This window comes from Pseudomonas sp. P5_109, assembly GCF_034009455.1.
GTDB lineage: Bacteria > Pseudomonadota > Gammaproteobacteria > Pseudomonadales > Pseudomonadaceae > Aquipseudomonas.
Map to the genome: position 1 here is coordinate 4,716,470 of NZ_CP125380.1, position 17,842 is coordinate 4,734,311.

Here is a 17,842-nt window from a genome sequence, read left to right on the forward strand (position 1 = left end):
TGTCGAGCTCCAGTACGCTGCTGGCACCCGGAAAACCAGGTGGAAGAAGAAAGGGAGGGCATCCATTGCCCTCCCTTCCGTGGTCCACGCTCCTTGCGACAGTGCCTGTCAGAACATCAAGAGGCCAGAATGAAGTCCGAGGCCGAGATGGTGTTCGGGTCGCCCACACCTACCAGGGTGATGGAACCGGCGCCGAAGTTCAGCAACAAATCCGCTCCCTGATCAACGATGTTGACACTCGTGTTGAATGTCGCTGCCGTGATGTTGAGCGCGGCAAAATTGAGCAAATCCTGTCCTCCAGCCGCGTTGGCATCAAAGTTGAGGATCCGATCGTTGCCGAAGGCCAGTCCGAACACGAAGACATCGTCGCCACTGCCGGCATTCATCGTGTCGTTGCCGGCACCACCCGCAATACTGTCGTTGCCGGCACCGCCATCGATGATGTCGTTGCCTGCACCGCCCAGCATTGTGTCGTTACCGCCAGCGCCGTTGAGGTTGTCGTTACCCGCCCCACCGGTGATGACGTTGTTCGACGCGTTGCCGGTACCGCTGAAGTTGCCAACTCCGGTGTAGAGCAGATGCTCGGCATCGGCGCCCAGTGTGTAACTGGACAGCGAGGTCTGGATGGAGTCCTCACCGTTACCCGCCAACTCGATCACCCCGTCCGCGGCAGAATCGACGATGTAGGTATCATTGCCGACTCCGCCTTCCAGCCGGTCAGCCCCCGCACCGCCATTGATGACGTCGTTGCCGATGCCACCGAGCAATGTGTCGTTGCCATCACCACCGTTGAGGGTGTCATTACCCACCCCACCGGTCATGATGTTGTTCAACGCGTTGCCGGTACCGACGAAGTTGCCGGCTCCGAGGTAGAGCAGATGCTCGACATTGGTGCCTAGCGTGTAGCTGATCGTCGTCGTCTGTACGGAGTCCGCACCCTCACCTGTCACCTCGACCACCAAGTCTCCGCTCGAATCGACGCGGAAGGTGTCGTTGCCGACGCCACCGACCATCCGGTCATTGCCCGCACCGCCAGTGATGACGTCGTTGCCGGCGCCACCGAGCAAGGTGTCGTTACCGTCACCGCCGTTGAGGGTGTCATTACCCACCCCACCGGTCATGACGTTATTCAACGCGTTGCCGTTGCCGGTGAAGTTGCCGGTTCCGGTGTAGAGCAGGTTCTCGACATTGGCGCCCAGTGTGTAACTGGCCAGCGTCGTCTGCACGGAATCGGAACCCTCACCCGCCGTCTCGACCACCAGGTCCCCGGTTGAATCGACGCGGAAGGTATCGTTGCCGGCTCCACCGACCATCGCGTCATTGCCCGCACCGCCGGTGAGGACGTCGTTGCCGGCGCCACCCATCAGTGTGTCATTGCCGTCACCGCCGTTGAGGGTGTCATTAGCCGCCCCACCAGTAATGACGTTGTTCAGCGCGTTGCCGTTACCGGTGAAGTTGGCGGCGCCGAGGTAGAGCAGGTGCTCCATATTGGCGCCCAGTGTGAAGCTGGCCAGCGTGGTCTGCACGGAATCCGCACCCTCGCCGGTCAACTCGATCAGTACATCCCCGGCTGAGTCGACGCGGTAGGTGTCGTTACCGACTCCGCCCAGCATCTGGTCATTACCCGCACCGCCATTGAGGAAGTCATTGCCGTCCTCGCCATTGAGGAAGTCGTTGCCGTCTCCGCCACTGAGATTGTCGTCACCGATGCCACCAAACAACTGGTCGACACCGCCCAGGCCAATGAGCGTATCGTTGCCGCCCAGGCCGAACAGCACATCGCTACCTGCGGTACCGACGAGGGTGTTCGCCAAAGCGTCACCCGTTTGCACCGCACCCAGCAGCACGACCAGCGCCGTCGCCGCCGAGGTCACCGACTCCAGCGTGCCGAAGCCATCGGTGTAGCGCGCGATCACCCGGATTTGCTGGTTGATCTGCGCCGCGCCAGGCGTGAAGTTCACGCCCGTTGCGCCAGCGATATTGGTGAAGGTAGTCCCGGTACCTTGCTGCCATTGGTAGCTGAATGCGCCCACGCCGTCCGGATCGACAATCGCGGCCGTCTGTGCGGTCAGCACCTGCCCTTGAGTCGGTGTGGTATCGCTGATCAGCAACGCACCTGTCGGTGCATCGTTGACGTTGACCACCGGCGCCGTGGCATCGGACGGCACGCTTTCAGCGACACCGAAGTCATCCACGTAACTGACCACCACGCGCACCTGGTTGCCGACCTGAGCCTGGCCAAGCGTAAGCGTGCTGCCGGTGGCACCGGCGATGTTGACGAAGGTAACCCCGTTGGTCACCTGCCACTGGAAGGTGAACTGCGGATTGCTGAGGCCATCGACGTCAATGATGGTCGACGGGTCGGCGGTCAGCACCTGGTTCTGTGTTGCAAGCCCGGTGACGGTTGGCCCTGCCGTCGGTGTGTTGTTCGCCGACGAGGAGACAAACTCCAGCGTGCCATTGCCATCCTGATACACCGCCCGAACACGGATGTTCAGACCGGCGACATCATCCGCCACCCGGTAGGTGGCGCCGATCGCCCGCGATACCTCGCCGGCGGCGACGAAGGTGATGTCTTCATAGACACCCGAGCCAGCAACGTTTTCGACTTGCCAGTAGTAAGACACGGGACCGGTAACCGCACCGGTCGCATTGGTTGCACTCACGCTGTCCAGGTCGCGGATCGACTGACTGCTGACCCGCAGCAACTGACCGGCGACAGGCGTATCGTCACGCGCACCGGTAGTAGCGTCGAGAATTGCCAGACGCCCCACAGGTCCACTGTTCACAGCGGTGCCGACTCCGGTCGCCTGCGCCTGGTCAGAGAACTGCAGACGCTCGATGCCCGTCAGACGATCGACACCATCACGGCCCGCCACCAGGTCGGTCACGACGACGGCATTGCCGTCGAGCGTGACTGTGTACTCCGACGCATTACCGGAATACACCGCGGTGTCGAAGTTGTCAGTGCCGGCCAGAATCTCCCGCACGACGACCAGTTGGCCCGGATTGTAGGTACCGTTGAGCATAAACGGCACCAGCGGCTCCATGCTGTTGAAACTGGCGATTTCCGCGCCGGTACCATCAGCGTTTGCCCGTACGCTGATGCGTACGTTCAGCCACTTGTCACCATCGATGATGTCGTCACCGCCGCGACCTTCGATGAGGTCGCTGCCGCTGCCGCCGAGGATGATGTTGCCGCCGTCGTAGAACGTCGCTCCGGCTGCCAGCAGATCGGACAGGCCGTTGATCAGGCTGATGTTGGTCAGCACACTGCCGGTTGCACCCGCGGTAGGTAGCGATGTCGCATCTTCGTTATCACCGCGCAGGAAGTCACCGTGTGTCGAACCCGACAGGCCTTCCATGATGTCGAAGCGCACCAGCGCCGAGGCTCCCGAACCCGGCATCGGTGGCACATCGAAGAAGCGGTCGCTGTAATCGATGGTCACACCCTGGGCGAGATCCTTGAAGGTCGCCCAGTCATAGCCCGAGCCGCCGATATAGCGGTCACCAAAGCCGAGACTGCCGACCATGATGTCGTCACCGCCTTCGCCGTTGAACTTATCGTTCTCGTTACCGCCGACGAATACATCGTTGCCGATCACAGGGTCGTTGCCGAGCGGATCGAAGTTGTCGCCAGGTGCACCGTCCGAGGTGCCCTTTTCGATCCAGTCATCGCCTTCGTTACCCATGTCCTGTTCGTTGGCCTTGCTGCCCAGGATGAAGTCGTTGCCCTGGCCACCAATGGCCTCGGAGGCGTCCTCACCGGTCACGATGAAGTCACTGCCGAACCCGCCAATGATCAGGTTGACGCCATTGCCTCCGTGCAGCACGTCGTTGCCGTCGCCACCCTGGATGTTATCGTCGCCACCGGTGTCGGTGATGATGTCGTCGCCAGTGCCGCCACGCAGCTGGTCGTTGCCGTCACCGCCGTCGATGCGATCGTTGCCGCCATCGCCCCAGACCGTGTCGTCGCCTTCACTGGAGATAAGGATGTCGACGCCGTCGGTACCACCCAGCACGATGTGCTCGGCACCGCTGTAGCGGATGTAGTTGGTGTCAGCGCCGACGGTCAGCGGGTTGTCGCGGAACACCACCTGCTCGCCGTTCGGGCCGAGCGGATCGACAGCGACCAGGCCTTCGTTGAATTGCTTGCCCTGATCCACTTCCAGGTAGAAGCCAGGGTCCGAGAACACCAGGCCAGGCAAGTGCGTGGCCGAGGTGTTGGCCATGATCAGCTTGGCGAAGGAGTTGCTTTCAAGTTCGGCATTCATCGACAGGCCAGAGGTACGCTCCAGGTAGTAGAAGCGATCGCCGTCCTGCAGTTTTTCCATCTGGTTCTCGAACACAAAGTTGAAGGTCGAGCCGAGCATGCCGCCGAACGGCGTTTTCTGTTCGGCAAGACCGCCAATCCACATATCGATGGCATCGACGCCCGTGACCGTCACGCCCTTCAGGTCGTCGGCAGTACCCAGCACTCCATCCCTGCCGGGCAGCGTCACGTTGGCAAAGGCGCCCGTGCCATTGAGGAAGTCCAGACGGTCAGCTGGCGCACCGGCACCACCGAACACCAGCGCCAGGGCTGCATCGCGTTTGGCATCCATCGTGATCGCCGACGTGATCGAGGCGTGCGTACCATAGGCCGCGATGAAGTTGATCAACGACTCTGGATGCTTGAGGTGCTGCACCAGATCGACCCAGCTGTTGTACGGCTTGAGTTGGGTGTCACCGGTTTGGCTGTAGATGTCGCGGCGGAACGCGTTGAGTGAAGGAATCCCCACGTCGCGGCCACGGGCGATGTTGATCGCCGGCAGGTCGAGCGGCAAGCCCAACAGGTTATTGCGCAAAGCCTCGGTAACGAACTCGTCGATTTCGTTACCGGCTTGACGGGTCACCCCACGCACGATCGCACTGGTCGCATCCTCTGGCGACACGCCACTGGCGGCGTACGCCAACGGGTTGAGGAACGCCGCGATCAAGCCCAGTTGCTGATCGGGATTGGCGCTGGCCGGATCGCCCACCACGTTGAAGTCGATGTCGTAGCGATCGACAGTCTCGGTCAGCATCGAGTGACCAAACCGGTACACGGTGTGGGCGAACTCGGCGACGATCGAGGGATCGAGGTCGACGTCATAGACCTGGGTCGGTGCGAAGAACAGGTCAACGTTAGGCTGGATGGTCCGCGCAAACTCCTCGAACACCAGGTGTTGATACTGCATCTCGGTACCGAACTTGGCAGCCTGGAACAAGCGCTCGCCATTCCACTGCAACGCATCGAACTCGGCCTGGGTGGTTGGCAATGCTGCCACCGGATTGAGCAGCCACTCGTTGAGGAAGGTCACGTCACCCGAATCGAGCACGGTGTCCTTGGTCTGCTGGACCAGGCGGTTGTGCTCGGAGTGGAAGATCGCATGCACCGCAGTCAGGCCGATGTTCTCGTTGACCCGGCCGTCGCCAGCGATGTAGTGAGCGTCGAGCAGTTCGTTGTCATAGGTCAGGTTGTTGCCGGCCGGGCCAGTGGGCTGCGCATTACCGACCAGGGAGTCGGTATCCGCCTGCAGAACCCCACCGACGATTACCGGTGCGGCATTGTTGTTGATGTCGACGAGGAACTGGTGACCGGTACGCACAGCAGTGGTCAGGCTAATGGGGGAAGTCGGATCGCCTTCGACAAGAACGTCATCCGCCGTACCACCAATGCCGTCAGCCCCCCTCATCACAACCATCGGGAAGCCGTTCGGCCCCTTGATGAAGTTGCCATAGGCGTCTGTCGCCAACAGTGGGGCGTTATCGACGTCGGCATCGGTCAGGTTGATGCCCAAAATGTCACGGGCTTGAGCCTTGACCACCTTCCAGGTCGCCATGCCACCGATTTCGACGTCGTCCGCGGTACCAAATGTGCCATCCGCGCCCAGGTCACGGTTAGTGATCAACCTGCCGTTGGCGACGGGGCCGTCAGCGGTAAGTTCATAAGCGCGCAGGAACACCTGGTGCGACGGATGCGAGCTATAGGTCTGGTTCTGGTCCACGAACGGCGTGGTGGTGTTGCTTTGCTCATGGATGTCATCGGCCGTGCCGAGAATGCCATCCGCCCCTGGCAGGTTGGTCGCGCGGGTCACCACCATGAAGTTGGTGTTGCCGCCTGGCACAAACAGCGGATCATCCGGTTGCAGCGGGATGAAGATGGTGCCCGAACCGCCTTTGGTCACCAGGTCCAGGCCATGGTCGAAGAACTGCCCGAAGAACGTCATCCAGGAGTTGAACGGTGCGGACAGCCCCGCATCCGCCGCGGTGTTCTCGAACATATACACTTCGTGGTCGTCGGCAGTACCGAACTGACCGTCCAGGCCAGGGCTGGCGACTACCCGCACGCCATCCTTGAGCACGTCGTCGTTGCCCACCGCGCCGAAGTTGAGCACGCCGTCCGCGCCAACGTCGTGGGCCGCGGCATAGGCCGCCGGGTTATTCGACGTCTGGTCGGAGATCAGGTTACTGATAGTGCGTGGCTGTGAGTCAAACACATTGCCGCTGGTCTGCGCATACGACGATCCAGGGACGGCCGGCGAACCGGGGCCGAAGAAGCCGGCAGGCACACCTTCCGCCGGATTGAAGACCGGATCGCTCAAGCGCGGAAAGACGTTGTCGGCGGCACCAAACTCGGTGTTGTTGTGGCCATTGAGGTTCATCAGGTTGTTGTTCGACCCGTCGACCGCACGCAGGCCCAACGGCGCGCGAATGTTCGGGATCAGCGAAAGGATGTCCTGACCGGACGCTTCAGCCTCGGCAATCTTGATCTGGTCAAGAATGAAGTTGAGGTCGGAGCGAACCATGTGCAGGCCCGCGCCACCCTCGGTGGCATCGACTACCGGTATCGGCGCCGTCGGTACGACCGGTGTGCCAGGAGCCACTACGCCAGTCGGCTGCGAGAACATGATTTCAGTCGTGCCGTGAGCATCCTGGTAGATCGCCTTGACCCGCAGCGACAACCCGGCAAGGTCGGGAGAGACCTTGAACGTGGTGCCGTCGGCACTCTGGAACGCCAGGTCGCCGGCCGGCAAGAGGATGATGTCCTCGAAAACGCCGCTGCCTGGCGTTGACTCGAACTGCCAGTAGTAGGACACCGAGCTATTGATCAAGCCCAGCGGATTACCCGCCGTGATGTTGTCGGCATCGCGCAACGCGTTCACGTTGACCGTCAGCGTGTCGCCCACGACTATCGCACCGCCGTTGCCATCGATGACCGCCGGACTGCCAGTCGGCTGGGCATTGAGCCCCGGTACCAGCACTTGCTGTTCATCGGAGAACTGCAGGCGTTCGATATGCAGCAGGGTATCGGTGCCGTCGCGGCCCGCTACGCTATCTGTCACCGTATAGACATCGTCCGCCAGATCGACCGTGCCGCGGTCATCAACGGTAACCGTATACTCGGAGGCAACCCCGGAGTAAATGGCGGTGTCGAAGGCCGCCCCGCCCGTCGAGGTACCCGGCATGATTTCCCGCACGGCCTTGAGCTGACCGGGGTTAATGGTACCGTCGATCATGAACGGGATCATATCGACCATGCTGTCGAAGGAGGCGACCTCAGGGCCCGTATGGTTGACGTCGCCAGGGGCATAAACGGCAATCCTGACGTTGATCCATTTGTCACCGTCGATCAGGTCGTCACCACCGCGGCCTTCGATCAGGTCACTGCCATCACCGCCGAGGATGATGTTGCCGGTGGCAAAGCCGGTAACCGGCAAGCCGGCATCGGCCAGGAACTGATCCAGTCCGCGGATCAACGCGACATTGGTCAGTGCACTGCCCGTGGCACCACCGTGGTTGATGATGGTGTCAGCATCGACATCATCGCCTTTGAGCACGTCGCCGAAGCTCGAACCGGACAAACCCTCGACCTCGGCAAAACGGTCGAGAATCGAGGCCGGCGAGGCGCCGACCGGATTGAATACCCCGGCGTTCTGGTTTGGCGCGTTGCCGTGTGGCTGCGCCAGCGCGGCCAGGCTCAGGTCAGCGGTCACGCCAACCTTGTCATTCTTGTAGGTGATCCAGTCGAAGCCGGACATGCCGTCCATCTTGTCCTGGGCATCGCTGCCGACAAAGATGTCATCGCCACCCTCGCCGATCATTTCGTCGAAGCCACCGCCACCGACAAAGATATCGTTGCCGATGATGTCGTCATTGAGCAGCGGCGAGAAGTTATCGCCTGGCGCACCGTCCTGGGTGCCTTTCTCGATCCAGTCATCACCTTCGTTACCGGTCGGTGGCAGGTTGGTCTTGGCACCGAGGATGAAGTCGTCACCCTGGCCACCGAAGGTGGTGGTGATGTCTTCGGTGGTGATGATGAAGTCCTGGCCATCGCCACCCAGGATCAGGTTGCCTAAGGCAAACATGCTGCCCGCCACGATCACATCGTTACCGGCATTACCTTCCAGACGGTTGTCGCCGAACGAGTCGCTGATGATGTCATCGCCATCGCCGCCCAGCACCGCATCGTTCCCCGCACCGCCTTCGAGACGGTCGTTGCCGCCGTCGCCGTAAACAGTGTCATCGCCATCACCGGAAATGATGATGTCATTGCCGGCGGTGCCGCCCATGACGACATGATCTTCACCGGTGTACTGCAGGTAATTGGTGTCCGCACCTGGGGTGTCGGGGTTGTCGCGAATCACCAGCGGCACGACTTCCACGCCGTTGATCATGATGCCGCCGGTCGGGTCGTCGTGGCCACCCACGCCAAGGCCGGTGAACTGATTGGCCTGATTCACCTCGAGGGTGAAGGTCGGTGTCAGGAACACGGTGTTCGACAGGTGGGTGACATCGCTGTTGAGCATGATCAACTTGGCAAACGAGTTGTTTTCAAGCTCAGTGCCGAAGTTCAGGCCCGCGGTACGCGACAGGTAGTAGAAGCGGTCGCCGTTCTGCAACGCCTCCATCTGGGTTTCAAACACGAAGTTGAACGTCGAGCCGAGCATGCCGCCGAACGGCATTTTCTGTTCGGCGAGGCCACCGACCCAGAAGTCGACATCGTCTAGCCCGGTGATCGTCACACCCGTCACGTCGTCTGCGGTACCCAGTACCCCATCCGCGCCGGCCTGCGTTACGTTGGCCCAGGCACCAGTGCTATTGAGGAAGTCCAGGCGGTCGGCTGGCGAACCCGCGCCACCGAATACCAGCGCCAGTGCGGCAGCGCGTTTGTCTGCCAGGGTGGTCGCCGACGTGATCGAGCTATGTGTGCCATAGGCCGCGATGAAGTTGACCAGCGACTCGGGGTGCTTGAGGTGGTCCACCAGGTCAGCCCAACTGATGTACGGTTTCAGTTGGCTGTCGCCGGTCGCTCCGTACATATCACGACGCGCTTCATTCAATGTAGGGATGCCAGTGTCGCGACCACGCGCCAGGTTCAGGGCCGGCAAATCGAGCGGCAGACCGAGCAGGTTGTTGCGCAAGGCTTCAGTGACGAACTCGTCGATCTCGTTGCCGACCTGACGGGTCACACCACGAATGATCGCCCCTGCCGCTGCGTCCGCGGTCGCGCCGCTGCCGGCGAACGCCAGCGGGTTGAGGAAGGCCGCGATCAGCCCCATTTGCGAGTCCGGATTGGTCGGGTCAGTGAGCAGCGGATTGAACGCAGGGTCGAAGCGATCGACGGTCTCGGTCAACATCGAGTGACCGAAGCGGTACACCACGTGGGCGAACTCGGCGAGGATCGCCGGGTTGATCGAGGTGTCGTAGCCGTTGGGCGCGAGGAACTCGTCGACCTGCGGCTGCACGGTCCGCGCGAACTCTTCGAACACCAGGTGCTGGTACTGCATCTCGGTACCGAACTTGGCGGCCTGGAACAGGCGTTCGCCGTCCCACACCAACGCCGCGATCCCGGCAGGTGTAGTCGGTATTGCGGTCACGTCGTCAGCCAGCCACTGATTGAGGAAGGCCAGGTCGCCGGAGGCCAGGATGGTGTCCTTGGACTGCTGGACCAGGCGGTTGTGTTCGGAGTGGAACACATGGTGCACGGTGGTCAGGCCGATGTTCTCGTTGGCCCGGCCGTCGCCGGCAATGTAGTGGGCGTCGAGCAGTTCGTTGTCATAGGTCAGGTTGTTGCCAGTCGGACCAACGGGCTGAGCATTGCCGACAAGGGCGTCGCCATCCGCCTGCAGAACCCCGCCGACGACGACCGGCGCGGCATTGTGCGCGATGTCGTCGAGGAAGGCATGCCCGGTGCTCACGGCATTGGCCAGGCTGATTGGAGCAGCCCGGTTGCCTTCGACCAGTTGAGTGACGTCATCAGCCGTGCCGGCGATGCCGTCGGCACCGTTGCTGACGCGAATCACCACCTGCGGCATGCCGTTAGGCCCGCGGATGAAGTTGCCGTAGGCATCGGTTGCCAGTAACGGCACGTTGTGCACATCGGCGTCGGTCAGGTTGATACCGAGAATGTCACGGGCCTGGGCCTTGACCACCTTCCAGGTCGCCATGCCATCACCGACGCCATCATCCGCAGTGCCGAAGATGCCATCGGCACCGAGATCGCGGTTGCTAATCAGGTTCCCCGTTGCAACAGGGTCGCCTGCCGCGTTGAGAACGTACTCGCGCAGGAACACCTGATGCGAAGGGTGCGAGCTGTAGGTCTGGCTTTGGTCGACGAACGGCGAGGTGGTATTGGTCTGGCCATCATCGGCCGTGCCGACTACTCCGTCCGCGCCGGCGGTACGCACCGCACGTGACAGCACCATGAAGTTGGTCGGGCTGCCCGGTACGAACAACGGATCGTCCGGTTGCAGCGGGATGAATACGATGTCGGTGGCGCTCTTGGTGACCAGGTCAAGACCGTGGTCGAAGAACTGGCCGAAGAAAGTCATCCACGAGTTGAAGCTGGCGGTCAGGCCGGCGTCCGCTGACTGGTTGGGAAAGAAGAACACATCTTTGTCATCGGCCGTGCCGAATACCCCATCCAGACCGGGGCTGGAGACTATCTCTACGCCATCCTTGAGGACGTCGTCATTACCCGCGCCTACCACGCCGAAGTTGAGCACTCCGTCCAGGCCGGGATCAAAAGCCGAGGCATAGGCCGCCGGGTTGTTGGCGGTCTGGTCGACTACCAGGTTACTGATAATCCGTGGTTGCGGGTCGATCACCGTCCCTGTCCCGACATAATCAGGCAGGAACGAGGGTTCAAGCAGGCGCGGAAAAGCATTGTCCGCGGCGCCAAACTCGCTCTGGCCGGTGACCAGGTTGTTGAGGCTGCCATCAACGGTACGCAGACCGAATGGCACCTGAGTGTTGGGTAGCAAATCACTGAGGCTGGCGCCGTCGGCTTGCGCTTCGGCGATAAAGATTTGTTTGAGGATGAACTCCAGGTCCGACTTGTTGAAATTGGCCATTTTGGATTGCCCTCGATCTGTCTGGGTAAAGGCGCGGGACGAGAAAGTCCTTCCGCGCCAAGTCAAGTGCTGGCTTGTGCAGTTTGTTGGTTTTGTTTTTTAGCGAGAGCTGGCGTTACCCGGAACTCGGGATACGCGCCTGGAATTCGCGTAATGGATTGCTCGCCGCGCGATCAGGCAGAGCGGGTTCGTGCCCTGGGCGGGCCATGGAAACAGGAGGTAAAGGCAAACTTGCTGGTAAGCCCTTTCACTCCGCAAAACAACGAAATGATCAACATGTTCTGCTCCTCCCGGGAAAATCACCGCGCCTTGCGTTGCCAAAACGATGGCAAGCTTCAGGCGGGCGGGCCCCCCGATAACTAAGACTAAAGTTCCATAGCAAACCTTTGTCAATATTACGTCGCTAAAACAGACGACTGGTGTTTGAGGCGCACAACTAGCTGTTTTTAAAAGACATATAGAAAGTTGAGTGCAGGTATAGAGCGAAATGTTATTTCGGAGTGTTTCGCCGCCACCTACGCTCCTGCATAAGGGAGCACCGCAGCGATTTCGGAAGACTCGCCATCCACAGAGCGACCAGCCTGCGTGTGCATAAGCGCTTAAAGGAACTACATTTACTGTTAGCTGTTGCGCCGCAAGGGCAACCGGCTTTTCGCAGTGGGAGGATCACCATGCCCAAGCAGTCGAGCATCCGTTCCGAATTGGCCGACGCCCTTTTTCGCATGCGCCGCAGCTTTTACTCTCTGGCGGGGTTCAGCGGCGTCATAAACGTCATGATGTTGACGCCAGCTATTTATATGTTGCAGGTCTATGATCGAGCCCTGGTCAGTCGCAACGTCACGACGCTGACGATGTTGACTGTGCTGGTAGTGGGTCTGTTCTTGCTGATGTCCACGCTGGAGATGGTCCGCACCCGGGTTCTGATCCGGGTCGGCAACTGCCTCGACATGGACCTCAACCGGCGCATTTTCAACGCAGCATTCGAGCGCAACCTGAGCCGCGCCGGCGGTAATCCGGCCCAGGCCCTGCAAGACCTCGCCCAGGTTCGTCAGTTCGTCACCGGCAATTCCCTGTTCGCGTTCTTCGATGCACCGTGGACGCCGATCTACCTGCTGGTCGCCTATCTGATCCACCCACTGCTCGGACTGCTCACCCTGGTCGGCTCGCTGATCCTGATGGGCCTGGCGTACCTCACTGAAAAGGCGACGCAAAGGCCGCTGGCCGAAGCCAACCAGGCCGCCATGTCCTCCGCCCAATACGCCAACAACAACCTGCGCAATGCCGAGGTCATCGAGGCCATGGGCATGCTGCCGTCGATCAGCAAGCGCTGGTACCTGAGCCATTTGCGCATTCTGGAAATGCAGACCCTGGCCTCCGACCGCGCTGCCTTGATCAGCAGCACCGGGCGTTTCGTGCGGATCACGCTGCAATCCCTGATCCTTGGCGCCGGCGCGCTGCTGGCGATCGAAGGCAAGATCACCCCGGGGATGATGATTGCCTGCTCGATCCTCACCGGCCGTGCACTGGGCCCGGTGGAACAGGTCATCGCGTCCTGGAAGCAACTGCTGGGCTGCCGTTCGGCCTGGGGCCGGCTCAATGAGATGTTGGCTGATTACCCGCGCCGGCCACCGAGCATGTCGCTGCAGCGGCCACAGGGCATGCTGGCGGTGGAGAATGTGTATGCAGGTGCCCCCGGTACCAACAACACGATTCTGCGCGGTGTGGGCTTCAGCCTGGTCCCCGGCGAAAGCCTGGGCATCATCGGCCCATCCGCCTCGGGCAAATCCACCCTCGCCCGCCTGCTGGTTGGCGTCTGGCCGACGCAGGCCGGCAAGGTACGCCTGGACGGCGCGGACATATTCACCTGGAACAAGGCCGAACTTGGCCCCTGGATCGGCTACCTGCCACAGGATGTGGAGCTGTTCGAGGGCAACATTGCCGACAACATTGCGCGATTTGGCGAAGTGGACAGCGAAGCGGTCATCCGCGCCGCCAAGATCACTGGCGTGCACGAAATGATCCTGCGTTTTCCACAGGGTTATGACACCCGCCTGGGCACCGATGGCAGCCCGCTTTCCGGTGGCCAGAAGCAACGTATCGCCTTGGCCCGCGCCCTATATGGCGAGCCCAACCTGATCGTGCTGGATGAGCCGAACGCCAACCTTGATGATATCGGCGAAAAAGCCCTGGTCGATGCGCTGGCCGAACTCAAGGCTCGTGGCGCCACCGTCATCCTGATTTCCCACCGTCCCAACGTACTCTGCGCCGTCGACAAGGTGCTGATGCTGCGTGACGGCGGCGTGCAGATGCTTGGCACGCGCGATGAAGTATTCGCAGCGCTGCGCAAGGCCAGTGTGATGCCTGCAGGCGCGTCGACTCCGCTGGCCTCCGTCAAAGCACGGGAGTGATCGATCATGCAAATGAGCCAACACACCGAAATGATTCCTGCCGATCCCCGCAGCGTAGTCGATCTGGACGTCGGTAAACCCGCGCGCTGGGGCGTGTGGCTGGTGCTCGCCGGCTTCGGCGGTTTCCTCCTGTGGTCCTGGCTGGCGCCGCTGGATGCTGGCGTGGTTGCGACAGGCACGGTCAAAGTCACCAACAATCGCAAAGCCGTGCAGCATCTGAGCGGCGGGACCGTGGAGGCCATTCTCGTTCGCGAAGGCGACCTGGTGAAAAAAGGACAGGAAGTGGTCCGTCTCGACTCGTTGCGTGCTCTTGCCGAGGAGGGTGCAATCAGCGCCCAGTACATCGTCAGCAAGACCGTGGAAAACCGCCTGGAAGCGGAACGTGACGGTCGCGATGTGGTGACCTTCGATCCCGAACTGCTCAAGCGCTTCAAGGGTGATTACCGCCTTGAGGCCGCCATGGACCTGCAACAGCGCCTGCTGGACACTCGCCGTATCGGTCTCGCTGGCGAAATCAGCATCCTGCAGGAGAACCTGGCGGCATCGGCAGTGCAACAAAAGGGCCTGCAGCAGGTCTATGCCGCCCGCGCCTCGCAGATCAACTTCCTCAATCAGGAACTGCAAGGCACCCGCGTGCTGTCGGCCGAAGGCTATGTGCCACGCAACCGCCTGCTCGAACTGGAACGCAGCAATGCCGACCTCTCCGCCGGCCAGGCCGAGAACCTCAACAACATCGCCCGCATACGTAGCCAGACCACCGAAATCAAGCTGCGCATCCTGCAGCGCCAGCACGATTACCTGAAGGAAGTCGAATCGCAGCTGACTGAAACCGCCAAGGAAAACACCACACTGGCCGACCGCTTGCGCTCACTCGACTATGAAGTGACCCACACGGTGATTCGCTCGCCAATCGACGGCATGGTCCAGGGCCTGAGCATTGCCACCGTCGGCGGGGTCATTCAGCCTGGCTTCAAGATCATGGAAATCGTTCCGCTCGACCAACCGCTGCAGGTCGACGCGATGATTCCCGTGCAGGCCATCGACAAGATGGTCCCCGGCCTGTCCGTGGACATTTCTTTCCCGGCCTTCAGCCATGCCAAGACGCCCAACATCCCCGGCCGCGTGATGACCATCTCCGCCGACCGCCTGATGGACGAGGAAAGCAAGCAACCGTTCTATCTGGCCCAGGTGGAAGTCACGCCCGACGGCATGAGCCTGCTTGGCAGCAATCACATTCGCCCCGGCATGCCCGCCAGCGTCACCATCAAGACCGGCGAACGCAACATGATGAGCTATCTTCTTAAACCAATGCTCGAACGTGTGGACAGCTCATTCAAGGAACAATGAAATGGACCGTCATTGCCTGCTTTTCTGCCTGCTGGGGTTGGCCCTGCCGGCCAACGCCATGGACCTCAAGCAAGCCTGGGATCTGTTGCAGTACCAGGGCCCTATCTACAAAGCCGCCGTGCATGAAAAAGAGGCCGGCGGCGAAAACCGCGCCATCGGCAAGGCCGGCCTGCTACCGCAGATCAATGCCTCGGGCTACCACAACAAGGTCAATGGCTCCCAAACCCAGAACAAAATCGACAATGATCTGCACTACGACTCCAAGGGCGCCAACGTGCGCCTGCGCCAACCGCTGTTCAACAAACAGAAAATGGCCGAGTACCGCCAGGGTCAACAGCGCGCCGACTACAGCGACGCGGTGTTCGATGCCAAGAGCCAGGACGCCGCAGTGCGCCTGGCCGAAAGCTATTTCGACGTGCTCCTGGCCAGCGAAACCATTACCCTGGCCAAGTCCAAGCTGACCGCCTTCGATGAGCAACTCGCCTCGGCGAAACGGCGCATGGAACTGGGGGCTGGCACCGTCACCGACATCGACGAGTCGACCGCTCGCCGCGACCTCGCCGAAGCTGAACTGATCGAAGCACAGGACAATCTGGTCAACGCGCGTCGCAAACTCGAGGAATACATCGGTGAAACCCCTGAATCGTTGACCACCTTGCGTCCGACCTTCGATACACCACCGCTGCTACCAAGCAACCTGCAGGACTGGCTGGTCAAGGCCCAAGCCGATAGCCCGCTGATCCATGCACGCCGTTACAGCCGCGACCTCGCCGAAGAAGAAGTCAAGCGCAACAGCGCAGGCCACTGGCCAACACTGGATTTCATCGCCGGCTACACCGCGGGTGAGAGCCAATCGCTTTCCGAGTTGAATCAACGCAACCACTACGGCTCGGTCGGGCTGGAAGTCAATATTCCGTTGTACAGCGGTGGCGGCGTCAGCGCTCTGACTCGCCAGGCCAGTGCCAATAGCGACAAGGCTATGGATGAACTTGACGCCGCGCGACAGGAAGTCATCACCGGAACCACCCGTGAGTATCAAGGCATACTGAGCGGCGCCAAACGCATTCGCGCACTGGAGACGGCCGTAGCGTCCAACGAGCGCTCACTGGCTTCGACACGCAAGGGCTTCAAGGAAGGTGGCACCAGCACCAACTCCGACGTCCTCAATGCCGAAGAGCTGCTCTTCGTTGCACGTCACGATCTGTTCGATGCCAAGGTGCGCTATCTGATGTCGCGCCTGCGCCTGGCCTCTTCGGTGGGCAGCCTGGGCGACGACGACATCGACCAGATCAACAACTACCTCGGCCCGGAACTCTTGGTCACCAAGTAGTAACGCAATACCTGTAGGAGCCGGCTTGCCGGCGATGGACTCAAGTGCGCAGCGTTTATCCAGTTCACACGCGTTATCGTTGACGTCCCTCGCGAGCAAGCTCGCTCCTACAAGGGTCCGTGTGACCTCCAGCCAAAAAATACGTCAGCGTTGAAATTTGCCCACCAAGCCCTTGATTCCCTTTATGCTCGATCCGGTTTCAAATGAAAAGCCACGCCCGGCTCCAGGCTGTAAACTGTTTCCCCATGCGCAAACTTTTGTACCTGACATTCTCCATGGCATTGCTCGCCGCCCTCACGACCTACGCGATGTGGGCTGCGGACCGGCCGGTGGCCCATTACCTTTCGGACCTGCGGATCAATCTGGCTGTCGACCAGGGTACGCCTGCCGATCGTGGCAATTTGCTGGGCATTCAGCCCGAACTGTTTCCTACCGATTATCAAAGCCCCGAGCGCTTGCATCGCAAGCTCGCGGCCTATCTGCAAGCTGCCCAGGACCAGGGTTTGTTGAACGGCAAGACCGTCGTCGTGCTGCCGGAACACGTCGGGACCTGGCTGATGGTCAGCGGCGAGAAGGATGAGTTGTATCAGGCCAGCACCCTCAAGGAGGCCATGAACTGGCTGGCGGTGAGCAATCCCCTGAAGTTCGCCAAGGCGTTGATCAGCGCCGAAGGTGGCAACCGCCTGGACGATGCCCATCTGCGCATGAAAGCCAAGGCGATGGCCAGAGACTACCAGGCACTGTTCGGAGGATTGGCCAGGGAATTCCACGTGACACTGGTCGCAGGCTCCATTGTGCTGCCCGAACCGAGCATCATCGACGGCACCCTGAAAATCGGCCGCGGTGCGCTGTACAACAGCAGTGTAGTGTTCAACAACGATGGCCAGCCAATCGGCCAGCCCCAGCGCCAGATGCACCCGTTCTTCGCACAACAGAACGGGATCAAGGCGAACGGCGAGCACGCGCTCAACGTCGTTGATACTCCCGCAGGAAGGTTGGGCGTATTGATCGGCCACGACAGCTGGTACCCGGAAAACTACCTCAGGCTCAACGACCAGAGCGTTCAACTGGTGGCGGTACCGGCCTTTGTTGCCGGCCGTGGCACTTGGGATCAGCCGTGGCGTGGCTACAGGGGGTCATCAGAGCCAGCCTCGGTTGACTTGAAGCCTGGAGAAGTCAGTGAAGGCCAGGCCTGGCAGCGCCTGACCCTCTCGACCCGGATTCCGGCCAGTCAGGCTGTCGCGGGCATGAGTGTGTTCCTGCGGGGTCAATTCTGGGATCAGGGCAGCGCCGGGCACAGTTTCCTCAGCCGCAACGGCCAGCACTTTGCCGACGGCAATGCCCAGGGTGCGCGCTTACTGAACCTCTGGTTGTAAGCC

General features: G+C 61.0%; 5 protein-coding genes. 4 read left to right on the top strand and 1 reads right to left on the bottom strand.

Going from position 1 to position 17,842, the window contains the following annotated elements; translation table 11 throughout:
* Nucleotides 1-116 precede the first annotated feature (116 nt).
* Entirely contained in the window at nucleotides 117-11,378 is an 11,262-nt protein-coding gene (locus tag QMK54_RS21010; protein ID WP_320401273.1) for a peroxidase family protein, read from the bottom strand.
* A 671-nt stretch (nucleotides 11,379-12,049) separates the two neighbouring features.
* On the opposite strand from QMK54_RS21010, the gene QMK54_RS21015 reads away from it, so the two are divergent.
* The 4 genes from QMK54_RS21015 to QMK54_RS21030 all read left to right on the top strand — a co-directional run bounded on the left by QMK54_RS21015 (nucleotide 12,050) and on the right by QMK54_RS21030 (nucleotide 17,839).
* Nucleotides 12,050-13,786 carry a type I secretion system permease/ATPase gene (locus QMK54_RS21015; protein ID WP_223589062.1) on the top strand — a complete coding sequence of 579 codons (1,737 nt, stop codon included), beginning with the start codon at nucleotides 12,050-12,052 and terminating at the stop codon, nucleotides 13,784-13,786.
* Between the two features lie 6 nt (nucleotides 13,787-13,792).
* The gene (locus QMK54_RS21020; protein WP_320401274.1) at nucleotides 13,793-15,133 is read left to right on the top strand and encodes an HlyD family type I secretion periplasmic adaptor subunit; all 1,341 of its coding nucleotides are present in this window, start codon (nucleotides 13,793-13,795) and stop codon (nucleotides 15,131-15,133) included.
* A 1-nt stretch (nucleotide 15,134) separates the two neighbouring features.
* Nucleotides 15,135-16,463 (top strand): TolC family outer membrane protein, encoded by a 1,329-nt coding sequence (locus QMK54_RS21025; protein ID WP_110657409.1) that lies wholly within the window; start codon nucleotides 15,135-15,137, stop codon nucleotides 16,461-16,463.
* Nucleotides 16,464-16,708: 245 nt separating this feature from the next.
* Entirely contained in the window at nucleotides 16,709-17,839 is a 1,131-nt protein-coding gene (locus tag QMK54_RS21030; protein WP_320401275.1) for a nitrilase-related carbon-nitrogen hydrolase, read from the top strand.
* The last annotated feature ends 3 nt before the right edge of the window (nucleotides 17,840-17,842 follow it).